Origin of the sequence: Mesorhizobium sp. L103C119B0 (genome assembly GCF_000502235.1) — a bacterium.
Taxonomy (GTDB): Bacteria; Pseudomonadota; Alphaproteobacteria; order Rhizobiales; family Rhizobiaceae; genus Mesorhizobium.
This window is the reverse complement of sequence record NZ_AYXE01000007.1, coordinates 16,445-42,641: the sequence shown is the minus strand read 5'-3', so window position 1 is coordinate 42,641 and position 26,197 is coordinate 16,445. Positions and strand designations below refer to the sequence as shown.

General features: G+C 62.8%; 19 protein-coding genes and 2 pseudogenes. 12 read left to right on the top strand and 9 right to left on the bottom strand.

All coding sequences use genetic code 11. The annotated features are described in order from the left end of the window. Positions 1–81 precede the first annotated feature (81 nt). Complete coding sequence (locus X728_RS1000000171000) at positions 82–654, top strand: hypothetical protein (RefSeq protein ID WP_050589903.1); 573 nt, start codon at positions 82–84, stop codon at positions 652–654. Between the two features lie 53 nt (positions 655–707). Further along, positions 708–992: pseudogene (locus tag X728_RS153275) on the top strand (hypothetical protein); the annotation flags it as partial. Between the two features lie 107 nt (positions 993–1,099). Here X728_RS153275 and X728_RS1000000171565 read toward each other — a convergent pair. The 3 genes from X728_RS1000000171565 to X728_RS0135070 all read right to left on the bottom strand — a co-directional run bounded on the left by X728_RS1000000171565 (position 1,100) and on the right by X728_RS0135070 (position 2,887). Beyond that, entirely contained in the window at positions 1,100–1,543 is a 444-nt protein-coding gene (locus X728_RS1000000171565; RefSeq protein WP_245266140.1) for a hypothetical protein, read from the bottom strand. 32 nt (positions 1,544–1,575) lie between these two features. Further along, positions 1,576–1,752, bottom strand: a complete 177-nt coding sequence (locus X728_RS1000000171560) for a hypothetical protein (RefSeq protein WP_245266139.1) — start codon at positions 1,750–1,752, stop codon at positions 1,576–1,578. Positions 1,753–2,029: 277 nt separating this feature from the next. Next, positions 2,030–2,887, bottom strand: coding sequence for a hypothetical protein (locus X728_RS0135070; protein WP_031195461.1), 858 nt, complete (start codon positions 2,885–2,887; stop codon positions 2,030–2,032). Between the two features lie 69 nt (positions 2,888–2,956). Between X728_RS0135070 and X728_RS153280 the strand changes: the two genes are divergently transcribed. The 7 genes from X728_RS153280 to X728_RS1000000170310 are packed head-to-tail and all read left to right on the top strand — an operon-like array spanning position 2,957 to position 9,352. Then, positions 2,957–3,664: a DUF4129 domain-containing protein gene (locus X728_RS153280; RefSeq protein ID WP_245266138.1), complete on the top strand. Its 708-nt coding sequence runs from the start codon at positions 2,957–2,959 to the stop codon at positions 3,662–3,664. Next, positions 3,661–4,866 carry a hypothetical protein gene (locus tag X728_RS153285; RefSeq protein WP_023831561.1) on the top strand — a complete coding sequence of 402 codons (1,206 nt, stop codon included), beginning with the start codon at positions 3,661–3,663 and terminating at the stop codon, positions 4,864–4,866. Before X728_RS153280 ends, X728_RS153285 begins: the two co-directional genes overlap by 4 nt. Continuing rightward, positions 4,853–5,809: a MoxR family ATPase gene (locus X728_RS153290; protein WP_023826104.1), complete on the top strand. Its 957-nt coding sequence runs from the start codon at positions 4,853–4,855 to the stop codon at positions 5,807–5,809. The genes X728_RS153285 and X728_RS153290 overlap by 14 nt, the downstream gene beginning before the upstream one ends. Beyond that, positions 5,806–7,116, top strand: coding sequence for a DUF58 domain-containing protein (locus tag X728_RS153295; protein ID WP_023826105.1), 1,311 nt, complete (start codon positions 5,806–5,808; stop codon positions 7,114–7,116). Before X728_RS153290 ends, X728_RS153295 begins: the two co-directional genes overlap by 4 nt. Beyond that, positions 7,113–8,132: a stage II sporulation protein M gene (locus X728_RS153300; RefSeq protein WP_023831560.1), complete on the top strand. Its 1,020-nt coding sequence runs from the start codon at positions 7,113–7,115 to the stop codon at positions 8,130–8,132. Before X728_RS153295 ends, X728_RS153300 begins: the two co-directional genes overlap by 4 nt. Next, positions 8,119–8,985: an RDD family protein gene (locus X728_RS153305; protein ID WP_023831559.1), complete on the top strand. Its 867-nt coding sequence runs from the start codon at positions 8,119–8,121 to the stop codon at positions 8,983–8,985. The genes X728_RS153300 and X728_RS153305 overlap by 14 nt, the downstream gene beginning before the upstream one ends. Positions 8,986–8,998: 13 nt before the next feature. After that, positions 8,999–9,352, top strand: a complete 354-nt coding sequence (locus tag X728_RS1000000170310; RefSeq protein ID WP_023702292.1) for a hypothetical protein — start codon at positions 8,999–9,001, stop codon at positions 9,350–9,352. A gap of 7 nt (positions 9,353–9,359) precedes the next feature. Here the strand turns inward: X728_RS1000000170310 and X728_RS153310 are convergent, their stop codons facing one another. Then, positions 9,360–10,046: a D-lyxose/D-mannose family sugar isomerase gene (locus tag X728_RS153310; protein ID WP_023694398.1), complete on the bottom strand. Its 687-nt coding sequence runs from the start codon at positions 10,044–10,046 to the stop codon at positions 9,360–9,362. A gap of 150 nt (positions 10,047–10,196) precedes the next feature. Between X728_RS153310 and X728_RS153315 the strand changes: the two genes are divergently transcribed. The 3 genes and pseudogenes from X728_RS153315 to X728_RS153320 all read left to right on the top strand — a co-directional run bounded on the left by X728_RS153315 (position 10,197) and on the right by X728_RS153320 (position 11,918). After that, positions 10,197–11,255: a D-TA family PLP-dependent enzyme gene (locus X728_RS153315; protein ID WP_023831558.1), complete on the top strand. Its 1,059-nt coding sequence runs from the start codon at positions 10,197–10,199 to the stop codon at positions 11,253–11,255. A gap of 69 nt (positions 11,256–11,324) precedes the next feature. Further along, positions 11,325–11,629: pseudogene (locus X728_RS1000000168805) on the top strand (type II toxin-antitoxin system RelE/ParE family toxin). Continuing rightward, entirely contained in the window at positions 11,622–11,918 is a 297-nt protein-coding gene (locus X728_RS153320; protein WP_023672893.1) for an addiction module antidote protein, read from the top strand. Before X728_RS1000000168805 ends, X728_RS153320 begins: the two are co-directional and overlap by 8 nt. Before the next feature lie 47 nt (positions 11,919–11,965). Here the strand turns inward: X728_RS153320 and X728_RS153325 are convergent, their stop codons facing one another. The 5 genes from X728_RS153325 to X728_RS153345 form a co-directional block, all read right to left on the bottom strand. After that, positions 11,966–13,597 (bottom strand): sulfotransferase, encoded by a 1,632-nt coding sequence (locus X728_RS153325; RefSeq protein WP_031195458.1) that lies wholly within the window; start codon positions 13,595–13,597, stop codon positions 11,966–11,968. A 35-nt stretch (positions 13,598–13,632) separates the two neighbouring features. After that, entirely contained in the window at positions 13,633–14,304 is a 672-nt protein-coding gene (locus X728_RS153330) for an outer membrane beta-barrel protein (protein ID WP_023742739.1), read from the bottom strand. A 194-nt stretch (positions 14,305–14,498) separates the two neighbouring features. After that, positions 14,499–15,251: a heme ABC transporter permease gene (locus X728_RS153335; RefSeq protein WP_023682911.1), complete on the bottom strand. Its 753-nt coding sequence runs from the start codon at positions 15,249–15,251 to the stop codon at positions 14,499–14,501. Between the two features lie 166 nt (positions 15,252–15,417). Further along, the gene (locus X728_RS153340; protein WP_023672897.1) at positions 15,418–17,190 is read right to left on the bottom strand and encodes a glucan ABC transporter ATP-binding protein/ permease; all 1,773 of its coding nucleotides are present in this window, start codon (positions 17,188–17,190) and stop codon (positions 15,418–15,420) included. Positions 17,191–17,533: 343 nt separating this feature from the next. Next, positions 17,534–26,101 (bottom strand): glucoamylase family protein, encoded by an 8,568-nt coding sequence (locus X728_RS153345; RefSeq protein WP_023831556.1) that lies wholly within the window; start codon positions 26,099–26,101, stop codon positions 17,534–17,536. Positions 26,102–26,197 lie beyond the last annotated feature (96 nt).

Below are 26,197 nucleotides of genomic sequence, written 5' to 3'. Positions count from 1 at the left end.
TATTAAGCGAAACGGACACTGAGCAGTTCTTGAGCGCTATAGAAATAGTCTGTCGTTTGATCGAGAATAGAGCAAGCAAATATGACTATAGACATTTTTCCGAAAGAATTTCTTGCAAAATCGGCCATAGAAGAAATTAACGCCAGATTTAAAGAGCATGGCATTGGCTATGAGTACGATGGCGAGATTTTGCGAATAGACTCGCAACTCATCCATAGCGAAGCTGTCAAACCGGCGCTTTCCCTTTTGCAGGAAGCTCACTACGCAGGAGCCCAAGACGAATTCCTGAAGGCGCATTCGCATTACCGCAAAGGCGCCAGCAAGGAAGCAATGAACGAAGCGCTCAAGGCGCTGGAAAGTGTCATGAAAGCCATCTGTGAAAAGCGCAAATGGGCCTTTCAAAAAACGGACACAGCGGCAAAGCTTTTGCAGGTTCTGCTGGATCAAGGATTGATTCCGGCATTTTGGCAGTCGCATTTCAGTGCGCTGCGAACGACATTGGAAGCTGGCGTGCCGACGGGCAGGAACAAACTTAGCGGTCACGGGCAAGGTACATCGCAAACCGAGGTTCCGGATCACCTCGCCGGATACATTCTGAATATGACTGCGTCAGCGATAGTCTTTCTGGCAAAATCAGAGCAAGCATTGCCCTAATTGAGGACTAGGCTAGCGGCTTGTTGATTACGGCTCGCTATCTAGCATCACACATGGATCATTTCGACCTCGGCACCTATCGCCGCCCTATCTCCACCGCCTCGGCCGAGACGCAGCGCTGGTTCGATATCGGGCTGAACTGGTGCTACGGCTTCAACCATGAGGAAGGCATAAAATGCTTCGAGAAGGCGCTGGAGACCGATCCTGATTGCCCTTTCGTCCATTGGGGCATCGCCTATGCCGCCGGGCCTTTTTACAACCTCACCTGGAACGAGCACGGCAAGGACGAGGCAGACCGTGCGGCCAAACGCTGCTTCGACCATGTCCAGCTCGCGCGGGATGTGGCGATCACCTCGTCGTGCCTGTGTCGGACGAGCGCGGAGGCGGGGCCAAGCTGTTGTCACTGAAATCCCCGCCGCCCGACCAGCCGAGTTGGCTTCGCCTTCTAAGAGAAAATCTCCGCCAGTTCGTCTACGCTGGTGCCTTCCCTAACCTGGCGCAGTTCAACATGGGCGACCGCAATGGCCACCGATGCCACCGTGGACACGACCGTCGCGATAAGGACGCTTCCGATAGCGCCGAAAATCAGGGCGACCGTCGAGAGGCCGCTGAAGAAAGCGAAAATCAGGCCGATCAGCAAGGCAAACATCATCTGGAAGGCAAGCGCCGCCAAAAACAGGATCAGAAAGACACCGAACATCGGCCAGCGGCTGCCCTTTGTCAGAGCACGGCTGCGCGACATCGCGCCAAACATGCCAAGCCGCTCCTGCATCAGCACCGGCACGGAAACCGATATGCCGAGCAGCCACCTGATGCCGGCAACGAGCAACACCACGAAGGCAATGATCGCTCCGAAGATCGGCACCAACATTCCGGCGATGCCCATCACGATGAGGCCAAGGATCATGGCCAAAAAGACAATCAGCCCCACCCCAGCGTCGGGAATATGCTGCGCAAGGCTATCTGGATGCAGTCGCCGATCGCCGGGCGCTTGCCGTTCAGGTCCTCTATCGTCGCTTGCACCAGCGAGGACTGGAACAACAGCGCGCAAACGAAATAGATCAGGCTTAAAACGAGCGATAAGAACGAGCTGCTCATAATGACCCACTTCGCGCCGAGTGGAGGTGTGGCGATGTAGCCGTTGGGGCCGCCATTATTGAGCGCAACTGGGGGAGGACCAGGAAAAGCGCCGCCAAAGCAATCATCAGACCGGGATTGCGGTCGATCACGGCGAAGGTGTTGTTGAAAACCCTGCCGATCTGGAACTTCTCAAGCCGCGCCGACGCCGTCGATGCCACGATTACCCCTTCCGGCCCGAGCTAGATCCCGGCCAATCGCGCCAACATGACTGGCTGTTCTCGGGCCAAAACCTTCGTTACGAGAAGATCTCCGCCAGTTCGTCGACGCTGGTGCCTTCCCTGACCTGGCGCAGCTCGACATAGGTGACGGCAATCGCCACCGAAATCACCGCCGAAACGATTGTCGACAGCAGGCTGCTTCCGATGGCGGCGGCAATGAGTCCGGTCGTGCTGATCCCGCCGCTCGCAATAGCAGCCTGAAACAGCAAGGTGAAAACCACTTGTAGCCCTATCGCAACAATGCCGAGGACCAGAAACAGCGCGAATATCCGCCAGCGGCTTCCCTTCGTCAGCGTCCTGCTTCGCGAAATCGAGGCGAAGACGCCAGGCCTTTCCTGAACTGCGACGGGCACAGCCACCGATATGCTGATCAGCCACATGGCTATGGGGATGAGCGACAGAAGTGCAATCACACCGCCGACGATGGGGATGGCCATGGTGATGACCGTTAATATCATCGCCACCAGAAACATTGCCACGATGATCACAAGACCAATTCCGAGCGTGGGGAGGAAGCTGCGCAGGGCTATCTGAATGCAATCGCCAATCGACGGGCGCTTGCCGTTCAAATCTTCGATTGTCGCTCGTACCAGCGCCGCCTGCGCCAGAAAGGCCAAGATCAGGAGCACCAGGCCGGCAATCATCGAAACGGCACCATAGCCCGCCATAGCCGATTGCTCGAAGCTCGCCCCAGGTACTGCTATCTTTGCAATCTGTCTAAAGCTCCAGATGTTGTACAGCAGCGCAGGCAGCGTCGAAAAAAGGCCGACGATGGCGGCAAGTGGGACGAAGCTGCGTCCGATTACCGAAAACGTATTGCTGAAAGCCCTGCCGACGCTGAACCGTTCCGGCCGCTCGCTCGCGATTGACGTCATGTTACATTCCCCCCGACTAATGGATACCCGAAATCAGAAAGTATAAATCACCGATATTGATACTTGCGGTTGCCGCCGCTTGCAATTGCCTTGGCGTATTGCCAGTGTCGGCCCGCGAACCGCAGGTTGCATGGGGGCGAAAAGGTGACTGCTGCACAGCCGGACGCTGCGCAAGCCGAATGGCTGGCCAAACTGCACAAGCAGTTGCTGTCAGACGATTCGATCCAGTTCGACCTGCCGGCCTACAGACCACCCGAGACACCCGAATGGCTGAAACCGCTGGGCGAGTTCCTGAAATGGCTCGGCCCGTACATGATCTACCTGTTCTGGGGCGCGGTGATCACAGGTGCCGCGATCATTCTGCTGCTGATTGTCCTTGAAGTGAAAGGCGTCGCCTGGCGCCTGCCCTGGTGGCGCAAAAAGAGCGTGACCGAGGCGGAAGGGATATGGCACCCCGACGTTGGCGCCGCGCAGATCCTGTTGTCGGAAGCCGATGCGCTCGCCGCCCGGGGCGAGTATGACGAGGCGGTGCATCTCCTGCTGCGCCGCAGCGTTGCCGACATTGCCGGCCGCCTGCCCGACTTTCTGCGCCCGTCGCTGACCGCGCGCGATATCGCGGGAGCGGCGTCGCTGCCAATGCGGGCGCGTGGCGCCTTTACCCAGATCGCGCGCATCGTCGAGGCCGCTCTGTTCGCGCGCCGGCCGGTCGGGCCCGAGGGCTGGCAGGAGGCGCGCAGCGCCTATGAGCGATTCGTCTTCAGGGATGCCTGGACGTGAGCGACGCGACAGCCGACATCGCCCAGCAGGAACCGTTCAGCCGCAGGACGCTGTTCTGGGGCATTTTTGCCAGCCTGCTCGCGGCGGCGGGCTTCTTCCTTTTGTCCACCTATGCGCCCGACTTCCGCCAGCCGAGCGTCGGCGGCGCAACGCCGTTGTCGAAGAGCGGCATTGGCTATGCCGGTCTGGCGCAATGGCTGAAGCTGACCGGCGAGCCGCCCTTGATGGCGCGGTCCGACAGCGATCTCGAGACCGAGATGCTGCTGATCGTCACCATTTCGCCCGACAGCGACCCGGATGCGCTTGCCAACATCATCAAGCTTCGCAAGGGCATGGATACGCTGTTCGTGCTGCCCAAATGGGCAACCTTGCCGCTGTTCCAGCACGAGGGCTGGGAGATGAAGATCCAGCGGCTGCCGGACGTCGTGGTCAACGACTGGCTCGCCCGGATCGCCAAGGCCAAGCTCGGCGAAGGTGAGACCACGGTCAAGCAACTCGACGTCTCAGGGCAAATGGTCAGCGTTCCCGACCAGTTGCAATGGGTGGCCGACGAACACCCGCTGATTGCCGCCGGCAACGGCAAGGCCGTGCTGACCGAGGTCGAAGACGAGCGGTTCTACATTCTGACGGACCCCGATCTCATCAATAACGCCGGCTTGAAAGATCCCGACAAGGCGGCGGCGGCGCTCAAGCTGATCGAGCTCCTGCAGCCCGAAGAGGGTGCTGTCATGTTCGACCTGACGCTGCATGGCGTCGGGCGAAAATACGATCTCGCCAAGCTTCTGGTCGAGCCGCCCTTCCTGGCGCTGACGCTGACCATCCTGGCGGCGGCGGCACTTGCCTTCCTGCATGGCCTTGGCCGGTTCGGGCCGCCACGGGCCGATCAGCGCGCCATCGCCTTCGGCAAACGCGCGCTGGTCGACACCACGGCGATGCTGTTGCGCCGCGCCGGCCGGCTGGAGGAACTGGGCGACCGCTATGGAGCACTGGCACGCGTACGCGCCGGCGCGCTGCTCGGCGCGCCGCACGGTTTGCAGGGCGAAGCGCTCGACCGCTGGCTCGATTCCCGCGATAAGGACGAAGCCGGCGGGTTCACGACCCGCCTGCAAGCTGCGAACGCGGCAAAGACCCTGACACAAATGCATGATGCAGCCGAAAAGCTGCACGACTGGACGGCAAGGAGGCTCGGTGAACGTCGATGATGTGAAGGCCCTGGCGACACAGATCAGGGAAGAGGTGGCCAAGGCCATCACCGGGCAACACGATACGGTCGATCTGATGCTCACGGCATTGTTCGCCGGCGGGCATATATTGATCGAGGGACCGCCGGGCACGGCCAAGACGATGACGGCGCGCTGCTTTGCCCAGGCGCTGGGCGTCGCCTATGGCCGCATCCAGTTCACACCCGACCTGATGCCCGGCGATATCGTCGGTTCCAACATCTACAATTTCCAGACCGGGCAGTTCACGCTGACGCGCGGCCCGATCTTCTGCGATCTGCTGCTCGCCGACGAGATCAACCGAACGCCGCCGAAGACCCAGGCAGCCCTGCTGGAGGCGATGCAGGAGCATGCCGTCACCTTCGACGGCACCACCCATGCGCTCGGCCCGAACTTCATGGTGGTGGCGACGCAGAACCCAATCGAGCACCAGGGCGTCTATCCTCTGCCCGAAGCCCAGCTCGACCGTTTCCTGTTCAAGCACCGGGTGAGCTACCCCGGCCCGGAAGAGGAAAAGGCGATCATCATCCACCATGGCGGCGGCACCGCCTCGCACGACATCAAGCAGTACGGCATCAAGGCCCAGGCCGACCGCAAGACGCTGGAAAAGGCGTTGGCGACCGTCGGCGGGGTCACGCTTGTCGACGACGTCGTGGACTATATCGCAAGGCTGGTGCGGGCCACGCGCGCCAGCCCCGATCTGGAAGTCGGCGCCAGCCCGCGTGCGGGCGCCATGCTGGCGAGAGCCGCACGCGCCCGGGCAGCGCTCGACGGGCGCGCCTATGTCATCCCCGACGACGTCAAGGCGCTTGCCGTGCCGGCGCTGCGCCATCGCGTTATCCTGTCGCCGGCGGCGCAGATCGACGGCCGCCTGGTCGAGCAGATCGTCACCGACCTTGTCGACCAGACGGAAGCGCCACGTTGATCTATCCGAGCGGCCGGGCAGTTTGGGGAGGTGCGGCAGGTGCAATACCGGCCTTCCTGATCGCGCTCGCACTGCCGTCTCTGTGGTATCTCGGCCTGTTGTGGATTTGCGTGCTGCTTGCTTTCCTGGCCGTGGACGCCGCCGCCGGACGCGGACGGGCTTCGCTGGATGCCAGCATCAATGCCCCGCCACAGGTCAGCGTCGGCGGCCAGTTCACCGTCCATGTCACCGCCGGGCTCAGCGGACGGCCGCGCGCCGTGCAGGCTCGTCTTGGCCATGACGAGCGGCTGGAACCGGTGGGCGGCACCGGCGGCGCATCGACCGCCGAGGCCGGCAGCGCATCGCTCGATCTCAGATTTCAGGCGCTGCGGCGCGGCATTGCCAGGTTCGATCGCCTGTGGGTGCGCTGGCGCGGGCCGTTCGGGCTGGTCTGGAACCAGGTGGTGCTGCCGATGGACGGCAAGGTGGCGGTGCTGCCCAACGTCAGCAGCGCCCGCGACGAGGCAATCACGCTTCTACAGCGCCAGTCGCTGCCCGACGGCCATGCGCAACGCCGCGCCGGCCAGGGCCGCGAGTTCGAGGCGCTGAAGGACTACCAGCCCGGCATGGGCCGGCGGATGATCGACTGGAAGCGCAGCGCCCGCCACGGCAGGCTTCTGGCGCGCGAGTTCCGCATCGAGGAGAACAACAACATCGTGCTGGCCATCGATAGCGGCCGGCTGATGTGCGAGCCCGTCGACGGCGTGCCGAAGGTCGACCGCGCCGTCACCGCCGCCTTGCTGTCGGCGTTCATCGCACTGAAGGGCGGCGACATGGTTTCCCTGTTCGGCTTCGACGCGAGGCCGCGCGTTTCCAGCGGCGCCGTGCGCGGCTCCGCCAGCTTCGCCATGATCCAGAAGCGGGCGGCGGAAATCGACTATTCCACGGAAGAGACCAATTTCACCCTGGCGCTGACGACCCTTGCAGCAAAGCTCGACCGGCGTTCGCTGGTGATCATCTTCACCGACTTCGTCGATCCGATCAGCGCCGAACTGATGCTGCGCACCGTCGGCCGGCTCACCGAACGGCATCTGGTGCTGTTCATGATGATGAAGGATGTCGAACTGGAGACACTGGCCGACATGCCGCCGGACGCACCGGAGGATGTGGCGCGCTCCGTCGTCGCCGGCGGGCTGCTGCGCGAAAGGCAGGTCGTCATCGGCAGGCTCAGGCTGCTCGGCGCGCATGTCATCGAAGCCGACCATCAGAGGCTCGGGCCGGCACTGGTCGAGCGCTATCTCGAGCTCAAGCGAGAGGATCTGTTGTGAACGCGCTGGTCGGCAAGGATGCGGTGCGCCAGTCGCTGGCGAGCTTCCGTTCGGAGCGCGAGGCCGACTGGAAGGCGTTCGAGGCGCTGCTTGCCCGGGTCGAGAAACGTGCGCCACGCACGCTGTCGGAAGACGAACTGCTGTCGCTGCCACTGCTCTACCGCTCGGCGCTGTCCTCGCTTTCGGTGGCGCGGGCGACGTCGCTCGACAATGCGCTGGTCAGCTATCTCGAAGCGCTTTGCCTGCGCGGCTACTTCTACCTCTATGGCGCACGTCGCGGCCTGCGGCAGCGCATCGGCGACTTCTTCCTGCATGACTGGCCACACGCCATTCGCGATTTGTGGCGCGAGACCTTGCTGTCGGTCGTCCTGACCTTTGTCGGCGCCGGCGCCGGCTACTGGCTGGTGGCCAAAGACAAGGGCTGGTTCGACGCCATCATTCCGCCGAGCCTGGCCGGCGGGCGCAACCCGGATGCCTCGGCCGAAGTGCTGCGGCAGGTGCTTTATGACGGCACCGAGAATAATTTCCTGTCGGGCTTCGCCGCCTATCTGTTCACGCACAATGTCCAGGTGGCGATCCTGGCCTTCGCGCTGGGCTTTGCCTTCGCGGTGCCGAGCGTGCTCTTGATCCTGATGAATGGCTGCCTGCTTGGCGCGATGTTCCAGATCTACGTCGCCAAGGATCTCGGCCTGGAGTTGGGCGGATGGCTGTCCATCCATGGCACCACCGAGATGTTCGCGATCGCCTTGGCGGGCGCCGCCGGCATGCGCATCGGCACGCGCTTCGCCTTCCCCGGCGAACTGACGCGGATGACGGCTGCTGCCGATGCCGGGCGCGTGGCCGCCACCACCATGGTCGGCGTGACGATCATGCTTTTGTTTGCCGGCCTGCTCGAAGGCATCGGTCGGCAGGTGATCACCAGCGACGTGACACGCTACGCCATTGGCGGCGGCATGCTGACGCTGTGGCTCTGTTATTTCTATGTGTTCAGGGTGGTGCGGCATGGCGACCGCTAGGCGTGCTACCGTCTCGACGATACGGCCGCTGATCACGCCGGAAGGGGTCGATCTCCGGATCAAGCTCGCCGATGCCGGCACCCGCGCCGCCGCCTTCCTGCTCGACTTTGTCATCATCATCGTCACGGCGATCGTGATCTCGATCATTGCACTGTTCGGGCTGGCCGGCCTCAAAGGCGAAGGCGCGCAGCCGCTGTTCATCGTCTGGATCATCCTGATCTTCTTCCTGCGCAACGCCTATTTCATCGTCTTCGAAGCCGGCCGCCGCGCCGCCACACCCGGCAAACGGATGCTCGGCATCCGGGTGGCATCGCGCAGCGGCGCCGGCCTGTCGATCGATCAGGTCATTGCCCGCAACCTGATGCGCGAGATCGAGATCTTCCTGCCGCTGTCGATCATCCTAGGCCGCAGCCAGATGGGGCTCGCCGACACGCTGTCGACGATCTTCGGGCTGGTGTGGACGCTGCTGTTTGCGCTCTTCCCGCTGTTCAACCGCGACCGCATGCGCATCGGCGACCTGCTGGCCGGAACCTGGGTGGTGGAGGCGCCCAAGCTGGCGCTGGTCGAAGACCTGTCGCAACGCCAGGATACCACCACCCGCGCCTTCCGCTTCACCCAGGCGCAGCTCGATGCCTATGGCATCGCCGAACTGCACAAGCTGGAAGAGGTGCTGCGCCGCGACGACTATTTCGCGCTGAAAGCCGTGGCCGAAACGATCGGGCGCAAGATCGGCATGACGATCGAGCCGGTCGATTCCAGGGCCTTCCTCACCGCCTATTATGGCGAGCTGCGGGCACAGCTTGAGCGCAAGCTTTTGCTGGGGACGCGTAAGGCGGATAAGTACCAGCGGTAGATCGGAGTTCGGGATGCCGGCTCAAGTTAGCGAAGCGGAAAAAGCCAGAATAGAACGCGCCATTCAGGCGGCAGTCTCCGGATCCTGGAAGGAATTTGCAGAACTCACCGACGAACCGTTTCCAAACGATGCATCGATGAGGGAGCAATTCGGAGATACTTCTTCCCGACTTCAGCAAGCCGACGGAAATTGGGAAATGACCTCAGGCATAGGTATCGTGCCTGACGGCAGCGCGCGCCTGATCACAGTCTTGATCAAGGCGCCGCCCACCGTGGATATTGTCCTGACGCTGCACAGCACGAGCGATCGGGATGACAGCACGATCAGCATCTGGACGTTCTTTCAGCAGGTGAATTGGGGCGATTAGGCATCGCCTACCCCACCCACTTCTCATAGTCGGACACCAAAAGGTGCACCGGCGCGACATCCTCGTCGATGTTGGAGAAGCGGCCGATCGGTTCGCGGAAGACGTTGTCGGTGAGATCGTCATTGACGGTCGATACTTCGCCGATCAGCACATCCTTGCCCTCGGCCCAGAAGGCGTGCCAGACGCCGGGCAGCAGGGTCACGCTCTGGCCCGGGTCGAGCTTCAACAGCCCGCCTGCCGGCAGCCTGTGGATGGTGCCGTCGACCGGCACCGTCACTTCGGCCTTCGGATCGATGCCGCCGTCGCGATCATGCATGAACAGTTCCAGCACGAGCTTGCCGCCGCCGCGGTTGATGATGTCCTCGGCCTTGATGTTGTGGCGATGCATCGGCGACAGCTGATCCTTGCGCGAGATCATGATCTTCTCGGCATAAAGCATGCCCATGCCCTTCTTCATGTCGGCATAGACGCCGTTGCGAACGGTGAACAGGAACAGGCCGAGTTCGTCGAATTTTTCCTGGCCGTAATCGGTGATGTCCCAACCGAGCCGCGAGGTGAAAATGGCGGCGGAGTCGGCCTTGCGCGCCTTCATCTCTTCCGGGCTCCAGTAGGCGAAGGGCGGCATGATGTAGCCGAACGAGCGGATGAAGGCGTCTGCATCGCGGATGATGTCGTTGACGGTGGAGCGTTTCATGATCGTGATCCCTTCGCGTCGCGTTCCCTGGAGTTATCTGAAGCGCATAGCCGAACAGCGCTGCGGTGTCGACGCAAACTGCGTGCTGGCCCCATGACATCCGTGCGGATCGGGGCCATAAGTCAGCCAGATTTCCCAGGGTGATATTTCATGCAAGGCATAGACGACCTCGACACGCCGGCGATCCTCATCGACGCAGCCCGCGCCGAAGCCAACATCACACGAGCGCAGGCGCATGCCGACCGCCACGGGCTGAAACTCAGGCCGCACATCAAGACGCACAAGCTGCCTTATTGGGCGAAGAAGCAGGTGGCGGCAGGTGCGGTCGGCATCACCTGCCAGAAGATCGGCGAAGCCGAGGTGATGGCCGATGCCGGGCTGACCGATATTTTTCTGCCCTACAACATCCTTGGCCGCGCCAAGCTGGAGCGCCTCAAGGCGCTGCATGGCCGTGTGACACTGTCAGTGACGGCCGACAGCCGCGAAACGCTGGAAGGGCTCGCCGCCACCTTCACCGATGCAGAGCACCCCCTGCCCGTCCTGGTCGAATGCGACACCGGCATGGGCCGTTGTGGTGTGCAAAGCGCCGCCGAGGCGCTGGCACTGGCGAAGTTGATCGACCAAGCCAAGGGGCTCACCTTCGGCGGGCTGATGACCTACCCCGCGGCCGGCCGCGCCGCCGAGGCTGAATCCTGGCTGGCCGGCGCCAAACAAACGCTCGCGGCCTCGGGTCTCGCCTGTGACCGCATCTCCAGCGGCGGCACGCCTGACATGTGGCGCTCGGGCGAGGACAGCGCGGTGACCGAATACCGCCCCGGCACCTACATCTACCTCGACCGTTACCAGGTCGCCAAAGGCGTCGGCACGCTCGACGATTGTGCGCTGACGGTGCTCGCCACAGTGGTCAGCCATCCGACGCCGGCCCGCGCCATCCTCGACAGCGGCAGCAAGGCGCTGTCCAGCGACACGCTGGGGCTCGCCGATTTTGGCGAGCTGCTCGGCATGCCCGGCGCCCGCGTCACCAGCTTGAGCGAGGAACATGGCACGGTCACGCTTGGAAATGGTGCGAAGCTTCGCATTGGCGAGCGCGTGCGCGTGGTGCCTGATCATTGCTGCGTCGTGACCAACCTGTTCGACCAGGTGCATCTGATCGACGGTGACAAGGTGCTGGAAACGCTGAAGGTGGAAGCGCGTGGGCGGATGGGGTGAGGCTTTTCGTTTTGGAGGCTCGCCCTATTTCGACATTGACGAATTGTAATTTATAACTTACTAGTCACCATGGCAATCCTGAAGCAGACAGCCACCTTTCGGAGGTGGCACCAAAAGCTGAAAGACGGAAGAGCCAAGGCGGCAATTGCCGTTCGGCTGCAACGTTTGATTGTAGGAAATCCCGGCGACGGGCCCCAGTGGGTGAAGGCATCAGTGAATTGCGCATTCACTATGGGCCCGGCTATCGCGTTTATTTTCACAAGCGCGGTGAAACGGTCATCCTGCTCCTGTGCGGCGGGGATAAAAGTTCACAAGAAACCGACATACGGACAGCAAAGCGCCTGGCCGTAGAATGGAGTGACGACAATGGTTGAAAAAATCTATGATTTCGATCCCGCCGAAATGCTCGATTCCGATACGGCAATCGAGGCGTTTCTGGCAGAGGCAATGGAAACCGGAGACGCCAAATTCGTCGCGTCCGCCCTCGGTGTCGTTGCCCGCGCCAAGGGGATGAGCAACATTGCCAGAAAGACCGGCTTGGCTCGCGAGCATCTTTATACCTCGCTCAGCGAAAACGGTAATCCTACGCTGGAAACCACACTGGCGGTCATGAAAGCATTCGGCTTTCATTTGGCCCCAAAGCACGATGCAACTCAGGTCTAATCTACGCCAGCGCGCGTCGAGCGCGAGGTTGTTCGGGCCAACTGAAATCAGGACGGATAAACCGGACCCAGCGCCGCCTTCAGCGGATCCAGCGCGTCGCCATACAGCTTCCAGCGCTCGACCGAGGATGAATAGATCGGCTGGCGCACCTGCCAGCGGCTCGGCGTCCGCACGGTGCGCTCGGTCTCGTTGAAACGCAGGCAGGCATCGTCCCACTCAACGCCGAGGAATCCGATCAATCCACGGGCGCGATTTTCGAAATCGGCGACCGTTTCTTCGTAGGGCATGTCGTGGATATTCAGCGGGATGACCTTGGTCCAATGGCGCATCAGGCGGTCATACTGCCGGTAATACTGCCCAAGCTTGGTAAGATCGGCATTATAGCCGTGCGCCTCGGAAAAATTATGCATGAAACAGGACGCGCAATTGTCCATCGGGTCACGCCGGCAATGGATGATGCGGGCATTCGGCAAGATCAGGCTGATGAAGGCCAGCAGCTCGAAATTGTGCGGCATCTTGTCGACGACAAGCCGCACCGTGTTGTTGCGCTTTTTGAGATCGTCGAGATATTTCGATCCAAGCTCCTTGGCCTTGGCTGCAGTGAGCGCCGCCATGGCCTTGGTGAAAATGGCTGGGTCGAGCTTGTCGAACCCAAGTTCGCCGGCAAGTGAACGAATGGTCGACAACTCCCCGGCGCCATGGATATCGCGATGACTGGCGCATATCTGCTCGGTCAGCGTCGTTCCCGACCGTGGCATGCCGACGATGAAGACCGGGCGTCTGGATGGATTTCCCAAATTGGCTCGCGCCTCGAAGAAGCCGGCGTCGAAAGTGTCGATGAAGCTGTCGTAAAGCTGGGTGTGCCGGTCGATGTCGAAATCATTGCCGGAAATCGCCTTGGCCCTCGCGAAATGGCGGATGGCCGGGCTATACTCGCGCTGATCATTGAGCATCTTGCCGGCGGCGTGGTGCAGCACTACCCGCTCGCGATCGGTGGTTGTCGGCAATTCCAGGCGTTTCAGCACCAAAGGCAACGTCGGATCGTCCTTGACCGCCCGGCGCGCAAGCGCCATTCCAGCCAGCGCCTCGACATGGCCCGGGTCGATGGCAAGGGCCTTGCTGAAGCATTCGACCGCCTCGGCCGGCCGGCCAATGTCGGTGAGCAAATCGCCCATACCGGCAAGTGCCATCACCGACTGGCCGTCGATAGCCAGCGCCTGGCGATAGAACCCTTCGGCAATGTCGCCCTCGAGCTGGCTGCGGTAGGAGCGGCCGAGATTGCACAGCGCTTCGATGAGCCCTCCGTCGAGCTCGATCGCCTTTCTCAGATGTCTGCGCGCCTTGTCGACGTTGCCGGTGACATTGTAGGCATTGCCGAGATTGTTGCGGAAGATGGCGTTGTCCGGTTCGAGCTTGACCGCCCTTTCCATATAGGCAATGGCGGCGTCATGATGCTCGGCCTCGATGGCGAGCGTGCCCATCAGGTTCAGCGCCATGGCATTTTTGGGCTGCGTGCGAAGCACCGTCTGGTAGCAGAACTCGGCCTCGCGAAAACGCTTGCGCCGTTGCAGGTCGATGCCGCGCTGCAATGTCATTTCCGCCGGCTCACCGGCGGTCGGCAGCGAGGCTGGGATCATTGCCGGCAGGCCCAGGGGTTGCCGGCGTGGCAAGAGCGGCATCCGTCAAATCCCGGTCGCGGCCTGCGACGAACCAATCAGAACTTCAGGGTTACGCCAAGCTGGAGATTGTGGGAGTACAATTTGGCGTTCTCGTATGTGCCGCCGCCATCATTGTCGTCTAGATCCACGCTTGTCACGGCCTTAAAGCGGTAACCGAAATCGAGGTCGACATTCTGCGTTACCGCGTAGGTAACACCGGCGCCCACTTGGCCGGCGAAACCCCAGCCGCCAGGCCCGTATCCAAAGGCGTGGCCATCAAAGTGAGTATCGGCGGTAACATAGGCCGCGCCGACACCGCCGCCGACATAGAGTTTGGCATCACCAAAATGCGCAACATCGGCCCAGACGTTGGCGAGAAGATAGGTGGCCGACAGATTGCCGGAAGCCGGATAGTTGCCGACGCCCGTGTAGCTGTATTCGCTTGCCTTGTAGCGCGCGTAGGACAGTTCGCCTTCGACACGAAACACATCGTTGATGCGCCGACCGACAGCGCCGCCGATTACGAACCCGGTATCAAGATCGACTGAATAGCCAGTACCATTGTAGTCCGTTTTCACATGGTTCGGGAAACTGGCGCCGCCGAAGAGCGTGACGTACCAGAGATCCTCCGCCCTCGGAACGTCGACAATCGCGTCGGCGGCGTAGGCCGAACTCCAACCAAGCGCCAATGCAAATGTCGAGACGCCAGCCAACAAGCGCAGTTTCATCGCCGATTCCCTCGCTACAACTAGTGACTGGTATCACTCTTGCTTCGCGGCCGAGCTGTCAAGAAAGCAAACGAGATCAAGGAGCCAAGCGAAGTCGGGAACAATCTTTTGAGAATTCTTGTTGCTGCACCGCAACATAGCAGCACATGCTAATGTTTGGCGGCAGGCGTATGGCTTCGGTTTTGAAAATCGCGCTAGTCGGCCTGCCGTGCTGCCACCCTGCGCATGGCGATCACTCGCCGACGGCGGATCTCGGTGCGCATCGCCGTCAGGTGCAGCGCGAAGAACAGCACGGTGAAGCCGAGCGCCATCACCAGCAGCGGCCATAGCAGGCTGGGATCGATCGTCGGTCCGCCGAGCCGGAACACCGAGGCCGGCTGGTGCAGCGTGTTCCACCAGTCGACCGAGAATTTGATGATCGGGATGTTGATGAAGCCGACGAGCGTGATGATGGCGGCGGCCCAGGCGGCACGGCTGGCGTCGTCGAGCGCACGCGTCAGCGCGATGATGCCGAGATACATAAGAAAGAGGATGAAGACCGAGGTCAGACGCGCGTCCCAGACCCACCAGGTGCCCCACATCGGCTTGCCCCAGATGGAGCCGGTGACCAGCGCAAGCGCGGTGAAGGTGGCGCCGATCGGGGCTGCCGATTTCAGGGCGACATCGGCCAAGGGATGGCGCCAGACCAGCGTACCGAGCGCGGCGACCGCCATCACCGTGTAGCACATCATGGCGAGCCAGGCGAAAGGCACGTGGATATACATGATGCGCACCGTGATGCCTTGCTGGAAATCCTCAGGCGCGGCAAAGCTCATATAGAGACCGATGGCGAGCAGGATCGCGGCGATCGACGCCAGCCACGGCACCAGCCTGTCGGCCAGCCCGACAAAGCGCGTCGGGTTGGCGAGGTCGGTCCAGCCGGCGAGGCGTGAGGAGGTGTCGCTCATAAGGTCTAGATAGACCGGCGGCGCGTTCGGGGCAATCGAGCGGTTGTCGCAGTGCTTACCCTCCCCCTTGTGGGGAGGGTCGCTGCAAAGCAGCGGGGTGGGGTGGCGGGCACTACCCCACCCGGACCTTCGGTCCGACCTCCCCACAAGGGGGAGGTAAAAAAGCTTACGCAGCTTCGATATTCACCGTGCGGCTGAGACGGCGGACTTCCTCGTCGTTGAGCAGGCCGCCGGCGCGCAGCAGGCTGGCGAAACGGCCATTGCGCAGCGACAGTTCGGCGAAGCCGCCCATCTCGACCACCTTGCCCTTGTCCATGAACACGACCAGGTCGGCGTCGCGGACGGTGGTCAGGCGGTGGGCGATGATGAAGGTGGTGCGGTTGCGCCTCAGTTCGTCGATGGCTTCCTTGACGCGGTCCTCGGTCTCGACATCGAGCGCGCTCGTTGCCTCGTCGAGCACCAGGATCGGTGCGTCCTTGAGCACGGCGCGGGCAATGGCGATGCGCTGACGCTCGCCGCCCGAAAGCTGGCCGCCGCGCTCGCCAACGACGGTGTCGTAACCGGCGCTCTTGGCAAGGATGAAATCCTGCGCGGCAGCCGCGTTGGCGGCGGCGTGAACCTCGTCATAAGTCGCCTCGGCACGACCGACGCGGATGTTGTCCTCGATCGAGCGGTTGAGCAGGCCGGCATCCTGGAAGACGGTGGCGATCGAATGACGCAGCGACTTGCGGGTCACCGTGCGGGTGTCGATGCCGTCGATCAGGATACGGCCATGAGACGGCGAGAAGACGCGCTGCAAGAGGTTGATCAGCGTCGTCTTGCCGGCGCCGGTCGGGCCGACGATGGCAACCGTCTGCCCGGCCTGGACCTCGAAGGAGACGTCGTCGACGCCCTGCCGCGAATTGGCAAACTCGAAGCCGACATTCTCGAAGCGGACATGGCCGGTGACGTTGGTGAGGTCGCGCAAGCCGTCCGGCTCGGCGGAGTCGGCGGCCGAATCCTCGAGGTGATAGAAGTCCTCGAGCTTGGCGCGGGCTTCGGAAATCTGGTTGGCGAAAGCCGACATCTGGTCGAGGCGGGCAATCAGCAGCGTGGCAAAGCCGGTGAAGGCGATGACGTCGCCGATCTTGAGCTGGCCATGGGTGACCAGATAGGCGCCGATCAAAAGCACAACCATCATCGAAATGGTCGACGACAGGCGGTGCAGCGCATTGGCCATCGCCCACCAGTCGAGCACCGGGTTCTGCGCGTCGAGCAGGTTCTTGACATAGCGGCGCAGCGTATCGGCCTCGTGGCCGAGACGGTTGTAGCTCTGCAGCACGGCGACATTGCTGACCGAGTCGGTCACATGCGCGAACACCTGATGGTAGTGGCGCTCGACCGCGGCCTGGCCCGCCTTGGTGCGCTTCATCACAAGCCGGCCGATGCCGACATAGAGAACGCCCAGCGCCATCAGCACCAGCGACATGCGAAGATCCATGCTTATCGCGGTCGGAATCAGCAGAGCCAGCGCAACAGCCGTCGACAGATGCTGGCGCATGAATTCAAGCCACAGGCTGAACAGCGTCTCGACGGCGCGCAGCAGCGTGTGCAGCGCGTTGGAGGTGCCGCGCTGGTGGTGCCAGGCGAGCGGCATGGTGATCACGCGCTCGAACGACTGGCACAGCACCTCGCTGCGCCGCTTGTGGGCAAAACGGTCGGCGCCGCGCGCCACCAGCACGAAGGCGACGATGTTAAAGGCGCCGAGACCGGCCCACAGCGCCAGCGTCGAAAACACCGAACCCTTATCGGAGATGGCGTCGATTACCCGGCCGAACATGATCGGCTCGAGGATGGCGATAATGGCGAGCGCGACATTCGCACCGCAGATAAACGCAACGCGCTTCCTGTCGGCTGCGAGATAACCCAGCGCTCTCCAGTAGATTTGCAGAAGTGACACTTCAGCTACTCCGCCCAAAACATTATTGTGCACCGCACCATTTCTTGACACGTACCGGTTAACGGGTCGCAAAACAATGCCCGTCTACCTCTTCCGTTCCCATTCTGCGAACAAAAGATGACGACGTTGCGAAATCTGCCGTGATCACCTAACGGTTTGAGATAAAAGGTGAAATGTCAGTCTTGCGGCAAAATCATGGCAGCAGCTGGCCCTGCCACATTTTTAGTCACTGCACGCTTGGACCGCCGTTATCGGGAAGGCACGCCGTTCTGCGCCAGGAGCATGCCGAAGTAGAAAACGCGCGCCTCGAAAGGCGCGCGTCAATAACCTGAAGCCTTTGATTTTACGAGGGTATCTTGACGACCACCTCGGTCTTGTCGCCGGCTTTCGGCTGAAAACCGGAAGATTTTGTCTTGGTTCCATTGACTTCGAGCGAGATGGATTTGGCCTTTTTGTCGCGGATGACGCGAACCTTGATCTCCGACCCCAGCATCTTCAGCGTGGCAGAATAGCCGTCCCAATGGCTGGGCAGTTTCGGCCGGAACGTGATCTGCTTGCCCCGCCGCTCAATGCCCAGAATGCCTTCGACCGCAGCACGGTAGAGCCATCCCGCTGAGCCCGTATACCAGGTCCAGCCGCCGCGACCGCCCTTGTCCTCACCGGAATAGATGTCGGCGGCGACGACGTACGGCTCGACGCGATAATGCTCGGCCGATGCATCGTCGAGCGCATGGTTGACCGGGTTCAGCATCGAGAAGCAGCGATAGGCATCGTCGGTGCGGCCCATTTCGGCGAGCGCGATCACGAACCAGGTCGCCGCATGGGTGTACTGGCCGCCGTTCTCGCGCACGCCCGGCGGATAACTCTTGATGTAACCAGGGTCCTTTCTCGTGTTCTGGAAGGCCGGGGTAAACAGTTTGACGATCTTGAGCTTGTCGTCGACCAGCAGGTTCGTCGCCTGCTGCATCGCCGTGGTCGAGCGCGCGGGGTCGCCCTCGCCGGAGAGCACGCTCCACGACTGCGCGATGGAGTCGATCTTGCACTCGTCCGAATTGTGCGAGCCAAGCGGCGTGCCGTCATCGTAGCTGCCGCGGCGATACCACTGGCCGTCCCAGGCGGTGCTTTCCAGCGCCCGCTTCAGCACATCGGCGTGTTTTGTCCAGGCCTGCGCCCGCTTGGTGTCGCCCTGCCCCTTGGCCACGGTGGTAAAGTCGCCCAGCGTCTTCAAAAGGAACCAGCCGAGCCAGACACTCTCCCCCTTGCCGGCTTCGCCGACGCGGTTCATGCCGTCGTTCCAGTCGCCGCCGAGGATCAGCGGCAGCCCGGCCGGGCTGCTGCGCTTGACCGCAAGGTCGAGCGCGCGCGCGCAATGGTCGTAAAGCGAAGCGCTCGTCTTGGAGATTTCCGGCGTGAAGAAGGCGTCGTGCTCGCCCTCGCCCAACACCTGCCCGTCGATGAAAGGCAGCTGCTCCTTCAGGATCCCTGTATCGCCGGTCACCTCGATGTAGCGATTGGTGGCATGCGCCAGCCAGACCACATCGTCGGAGATCATGGTGCGCACGCCGGCGTCGGTGCGCGGCAACCACCAATGCTGGACATCGCCTTCGGGGAACTGCCGGCGCGCCGCATTGAGGATCTGGTCGCGCGCCAATTTCGGATCATGCGCAAGCAGGGCCAGCGTGTCCTGCAGCTGGTCGCGGAAGCCGAAGGCGCCGCTTGCCTGATAAAAGGCCGAGCGGGCGCGGATGCGGCAGGCCAGGCTCTGATAGGGCAGCCAGTGATTGACCATGGCGTCGAGCGCCTTGTCGGGCGTCTCGACCTGGATGGTGTCGAGGAAGCCGCGCCAGACGCGTTCATTGTCGGCCAGCCGCTGGTCGAAATCCTTGCCCGAATGGGTCTGCACCAACGCGCTCGCCTCGGCTGATGTGGCGGCGTCGCCAAGCAGCCAGACCAGCGTGACGTCGCCGCCGGCGGGGATGTCGATGTCGCTGGCGACAGCTGCGCACGGATCGTCGCCGGCCTCGACGCGGCCCGACAGGCCGGCGCCGCTGACGACAGCGTGCGGGAAGGCGCTGGTGCCATGCCTACCGATGAACTCGCCACGATCGGCTGTCACCGAATGCACCGGACCGGTGGCGGCCAGGAAGGCCACCCGGTCGCCGAAATCGAGACCGTAGGGGTTTTGCGCCAGAAGCGCGCCGGTCGCTGGATCCCTGGACGGGATGATGGTCGCAGCCGTGCTCGAGCGATGGCTGCCGAGAACCCATTCGGCATAGGCATAGATGCGCAGCCGCGCCGGCGCCGAGCCCGAGTTCTGGATGCGCAGCCGCGTGATCTTCACTGGATCGACGGGATCGACGACGTGCGTCAGATCCATTGACAGCGGGCCGCGTTTGGATCGGAAGGTCGAGAAGCCCTGGCCGTGCCATGTCTCATAGGTCATCGAGGGATCGCGGACCACGGCAGCCAGCGGCGAGAATGCCTTGCCGCTGGCCTGATCGTAGATGTAGATGCCCTCGCCCGGCCGGTTGGTGACCGGATCGTTCGACCATGGCGTCAGTTGGTAATCGCGGCTGTTGCGGCTCCAGGTGAAGGCAGCGCCTTCGGCCGAGACATGGAATCCGAACGAGGCGTTCGAGACGACGTTGATCCAGGGCTGCGGAGTCGTGCGCCGGCCGGTGAGACGCGTGACATAGTGACGGCCATCGCCTTCGAAACCGCCGAAGCCGTTCCACTGGCTGAGGCCGCTGCCGTCGGACGCGGCATGGTATGCAGGCGCCGCCGGCACCGGCAGAGACGGCTCGCGCAGTGACGCGGGGGCCGCCGGCTGCAGGCCATCGCGTGCTTGCAAGGCTGCCGCCTCGGCGCGTTCGATCTGGTCGAAGATGGTGCCGTTGCGCGTGTGCAGAACCACGCGGGCAACCGCCAGCAGCGTCTTGTACGTCGCCTCGTCCATCAGGTCGCGGCGCACGGCGAAGATGTGCTGGCGCGGCCCGAGTTCCTTGCCGCGCAGGCGGCTGTTTTCGCACAGCGTTTCGACCGCGCGCTGCAGGTCCTGGACATAGGACGATGCCTGCTCGTTGACGACCACGAAGTCGATCATCATGCCGCGGGCGCGCATATACTCCTGGAAGCGCAGCGCCTGGGCGACAATTTCGAGGTCGGCCACGTCGCCGATGCGGACCAGGAAGATCGGGAAATCGCCCGAAATGCTGGTCGGCCACAGGCTGGACTGCTTGCCCAGCCCCGAAGCGATGGATTCGCCGGGCAGGCGCAGGAACGGATCGGGATAGATCAGGAAGCGCGCCAGCTTCTGCACGTTGGCGGCGTCGGTCAGGCTGAGACCAAGATGGCGGGTCTGCACCTGCGAACGCGTCCAGGCAAGCATCGCCTGGCGAGCAAAACTTTCGGGATGGTCGAGCCTGGCGATGGCCTCGTCCAGTTCGGCGCGGTTGGCGCCGACGGCGGTCCAGAAGGTCAGCGATATCTTCTTGTTGGCCGGCACCCGCACCTGGCGGCGCAGGGCCGCTACCGGATCGAGGGTGAAGCCGTGGTGACCGCCAAGCTTGGCGCCGGGATCGAAGGCCGCCGCTTCCGCGATGGTACGGCCACGGCCGATGAAGGCACGGCGATCGGTTTCGGCCTCGGCATCGCGCGCCAATCCGGAGGGATCGGTGACGAAATGCACCATGGTGACGTCAGGCTCGTTCTTGTCGCGCTTGCGCCTGGTGGCAAAGATGGCACCGTTGTTGGCAGCGATCTCGGTCTCGATAAACATTTTCGAGAACGCAGGATGGGCATTGTCGGAGGCTTCGTTGCCCAGCACCAGCTCGGCAAAGGAGGTCACCTCGATATGCCGGTCAGTGGCGCCGTCATTGTAGAGCGTGACGCGCCGTCCCTCGCCATTGCCTTCCGAGATGACGATGCATTCGACCTCCGAACGCAGCGAGCCCACTGTTTTGACGAAGCTCGCCTTGTCGTCGGAAAACAGCGTCTGCACTCTCTCGCCGGTCGCCTGCTTCGGCTCCGCGGTGGCCGACCACCAGTCGCCGCTGCCGGCGTCGCGCAGGAAGATGTAGGAGCCGAGCCGGTCTTCGGTCGGGTCGGGCTGCCAACGGGTGACGGCGAGTTCGCCCCAGCGGCTGTAACCGGAACCGGTGGCCGAGACCATGACGGAGTAGCGGCCATTGGACATGACGCTGGTGGCGCGCAACGCCCTCAGCGGGTCGAGGACGATGCGCGAATCCGGGCTCTCGACCTCGGTCTCGTCCTTCGAGCGCTCGTCGGCTTCGGTCCTGACCGTGGCGGTCGGGATGTCGCGCGGCGCCCTCTCCTGCAGCAGGAGTTCGGCAGACTCGATCACCGGATCGCTGTGGAAGCGGTCGCGCAGCCGGCCCTCGAAGATGGCGTCGGCAACGGCGGCGATCGACATGCCGGAGTGATGCGCCATGTAGTTCAGGACAACAGCGTGGTCGGTGCCTTCCGGCACGCGCTGCGGCGTGAAGTCGACGGCGTCGTAAAAGCCATGCCGGCCGAGAGCGCCGATGGAGCGCAGCCTGGCCAGATTCTGGACGGATTCGCGCGGTGTGAACTGCGCCGCGAGGATCGTGGCGTAAGGGGCGATCACCGTGTTCTGGCCAAGGCCGCGCTTGAGGCCAAGTCCGGGCACGCCGAAATTGGTATACTGGTAGGTCAGTTCGCGGTCGCGGGCATTGTAGGCCGCTTCCGAAATGCCCCAGGGCACGTTCTTCGAACGCGCGTACTGGATCTGGCGCTTGATGATCAGCTTGCTGGTCTGGTTGAGGATCGACCCCTGCGGCTCCTTCATTACCAAAGGCGGCATCAGATACTCGAACATCGAGCCCGACCAGGACATCAGCGCACCCTGGAAGCCGATCTCGACGATCGGCCTTCCAAGCCGGAACCAATGCTCCGTCGGCAGGTCACCCTTGGCGATGGCGAACAGGCTGGTCAGCCGCGCCTCGGAGGCGAGCAGATCGTAGCAGCTCTCATCGAGCTGGTGCTCCTCGACCCGGTAGCCGATCGAGAGCAGTTTGCGCTCCTGACGCATCAGGAAAGAGAAATCCATCTCGAAGGCATAGCGGCGGCAGCGTTCGCGCAGCGCCAGCAGCTTGGCGCGCAAGGCTTCGACGGCGTTTTCGTCGCTGTGCGAGTCATGCACATGCGCCTCGCAGGTCGCTTCCAGCCGTGCCGCCCAGTCGGCGATAATGTCGCTGCGCTGCGATCCGGCCTCGGTGTGGATGGCGGTGGCGAGCTTGCGGATCTCGCCGGCAAGCACGGCCAGGTTAATGGTGCGGATCGAGGCCATCTCCGGCTGCGCCTTGATGGTCATGACGGCGCGCCGCATGCCATCGAGGCGATCGGCCAGACGCTGGCGCAACGGCCGCAGTTGCCGGCGGTCGTCAGGCAATTCCTCGAGGCTCTCGTCGAGGATACTCACCGTGTCGAGGACGCCTTCGAAATCGCCCTGCAGGTGAACGGACGGGGCTTCCGCCCATTCGGCGCAGGCAGCCGCCACCGCGACCAGATGTCCGGCGAGATTGCCGCTGTCGACGGCGGAGATGTAGAGCGGATAGAGCGGTTTGAGCGTCGTGGTGTCGTACCAGTTGAAGAGGTGGCCACGGTTGCGCGGCATGCTCTCGATGGTCGTCATCGTGGCGTCGATCCGGGTGATGGCGTCGGAGAGCGCAATCCAGCCGAAATCGCGTGCCGACACCACCGACAGCAGGTAGACGCCGATATTGGTCGGCGACGTCCGCGGCGCTACAACGGGCGCCGGGCTTTCCTGGAAATTGTCGGGCGGCAGATTGTGGTGCTCGGCCGTGACGAAGGTTTCGAAATAATGCCAGGTGCGGCGCGCCACGGTGCGCAGCGCGTGGATGTCGGCCTGCGATATGCGCAGGCGGTCCTCGGTCTCGGCCGAGCGGCTGATCCAGCAGGCAACCGCCGGCGAACCGATCCAGAACAGAGCGAAGAAGAAGGCGACGAAGGCACCGGTGGAATCGGCCAGCACGGGGATAGCGAGACCGACGACGCCGATGATCACGGCGCCATACATCATGCTGTAATAGGAGCCGATATCGTTGTCGCCGCCCTTGTGCGCCTGCGACGCGGTGCGCCATTCCAGCAGGTTCTGGCGGCTGACGAACAGGCGGTAGAGCGTGCGCACGATGGCGTCGCCCATCATCCAGGCATTGTGCGCCATCAACAGCACTTTCAGCGCCACAAGGGCCGTGCCGAAGACGGTGTCGTGCGCCAGCGCGGAGAAATGGCCGCGCGGCGTCTGGTCGCCGCTCTTGGGCAGGATGGCGTTGACGACATCGAAGGTCGGCGCCATGAACAGCGACAGGATCAGCAGCGCCTGCCACTGCGCGGCCTGCGTGAAGGGCAGCAGCGTCCAGCCGGCGATCGCCGCCATCACCCAGAAGATCGGGGTCAGCGAGCGGCGCAGATTGTCGACCATCTTCCAGCGCGACAGCGCCGGCACGCCGGAACGCGGCGAGAAGATGAAGCGCAGCAGCTGCCAGTCGCCGCGCGCCCAGCGGTGGTGGCGCGAGGCGTCGACCGAGTAGCGGGTAGGATAGTCCTCGACCAGTTCGACGTCGGTGACAAGTGCTGCGCGCGCCAGCGCACCTTCGAGCAGATCGTGGCTGAGGACGGTGTTTTCCTCGATGCGGCCCTGCAGCGCCGCCTCGAAAGCGTCGACGTGATAAAGGCCCTTGCCGGTGAAGGAGCCGTCGCTGAAGACGTCCTGGTAGAGATCCGAGACGGCAAAGACGTAAGGATCGAGACCGCTGTTGGACGAGAAGACGCGCTGGAAGAAAGAAGCGTCGTCGCCGCTGGTGAGCGAGGCTGTGATGCGCGGCTGCAGAATGGTGTAGCCGGCGGTAACGACGCGCTTTGTCGCGTCGAAATGCGGGCGGTTGAGCGGATGGGCGAGCTTGCCGACCAGTGACGACACGGCGTCGCGCGTGGTGCGCGTGTCGGCGTCGAGCGTCATGACATAGACGACCTTTTCCGGCAGCGGCACGTCGAGCGGCAGGAAGGTGGTGTCGCTGTCGCCGCGCAAGAGAAGGTTCAGCTCATGCAGCTTGCCGCGCTTGCGCTCCCAGCCCATCCAGGCGCCCTGCGCCTGGTTGTAGAGCCGGCGGCGATGCAGGATATAGAAACGCGGCGCGCCTTCCGAGGGATAACGGGCATTGAGCCTGGCGATCTCGTCGCGCGCATATTGCAGGATCTCGATGTCGGCGGCGTCGATCTCGGTCTTGGAATCCGGCCAGTCGGACAGCAGCGCGAAATGGATTTCTTCGGCCGTGTTGGCGAGGTGATGCACCTCGATGTTGCGGATGTTTTCCTCGACATCATCGCGCGAGCCGATCAGCGACGGCACCACGACCAAGGTGCGTGATGCCGCTGGAATGCCGTGCTTGTAATCATAGCCGACGAGCCGCGTCGGCTTCAGGAACAGTGAAACAACGGTGTTGAAGAAGGCGAGCGCGCCTTCGCTGGCAGGCACCGCAAACAGCGCCAGCATCAGCGTGATGGATTCCACCGACAGGCCAAGATGGGCAAGCGCATTGCCGGAGACAACCAGCAGTAGCACCGTAAGCAGGAAGACCGGCACAACGATGCCGAGCCAGCCCGTGGCGGTGAAGGCGCGCTTGAAGGTCACATGGAAGGGCGGCCGGTAGCCGATCGCCTCTTCCAGATCCGGCCGGCGCGGGCCGACCAGGAAGAAGCCGACATCGGTATGCATGGCCGGATCGGCTGATGCATCCGGCACGCCGGAGGCATCGGTGACGCCGGGGACATGGCTGGCCAGTTCGATGGCCTTTTCGGCGACACGGAATTCGGACAGGTCGGAGCGGCGCGCCAGTTGCTCGATCGACGTGCGGTACTGGTCGCGCGAAAAGAAATCGAGCGCGGCGAAATCGGTGCGCTCGCGCAAGAGCGTGTCGATGCGGCTGACGCCCTCGAACCACACCGTCCAGTCGACGTCGTTGATGAGGCGCAGGCCGCGGATGATGTTGCCGGTGGTGACATTGCCGCTGGACAGCGTGCGATGCTCGGAAATGATGATTTCCTCGGCGTCGGAGCCGGTTTTCTCGAGCTCGACCTCCAGCCATTCCAGCGCCCTGCCGGCATTCTGCGAGCCGTCGCGCAGGCGGTAGAGCAACTGGGTGGCGAAGGTGGTGTCCTGCGCATGCGCGCCGTAGCCCGACAGGATCTTCCGGCGGTCTGCATTGTCGTCGGTCGCCAGCACGCGGTCGGCGACCTCGTTGGCGATATGGCGCATCTGCCTGGTGCGGTCGACGCGCACGGCGATGCGGCGCAGATTCTCGATCAAAACGAAGCGCAGCAGCGACGGCAGCGCCCAGAGCTCGCCGATCTTGAGCGGCTCGACCGACTGAAAACCCTCGACGATGGATTTGAACATGGTCGCCGAAACCGAACTGTCGGAATGGGCAACATAGCTCCAGGCCAAGGCCAGCGCGCGCGGCACTGCGGCGCGATCGGCCACTTCCAGGGTCGGCAACTGCCGGTAGAAACGGCGCGGCAGGTCGCGCTTCACCTGAAAAATGGTCTCCTCGACGAGATAATTGTTGTCGAGCAGCCATTGCGCGGCAGGCGTGATGGTTTCGCCCTTGGCCTGGGCGGCATTGGTCGAGCGGTAGACTTCGAGGATTTTCTTTGCGCTGTCGCGGATGCGGGCCTGGAAATCGAACTGCGTCAGGCCGAACAGGTCCTTGATGTCGCCCTTGGCGAGGCTTTCGCCCAGCGCGCGCAGCCGCTCTTCGGGCAGGAAATTGGAGCGTATCGGCTCTTCGGTGATGACCGGGAAGCCGGCGCTGGACTTTTCGATATGGGCAGGATTTGTCTGGATATTCATTGAAAATTCCGCATGGGGGACGCGATGCGGCGCCACCGCCACGGCAATGTCCCTAAAACCGATTCAAATGCAATTGGTTGCATGATTACACTGGCC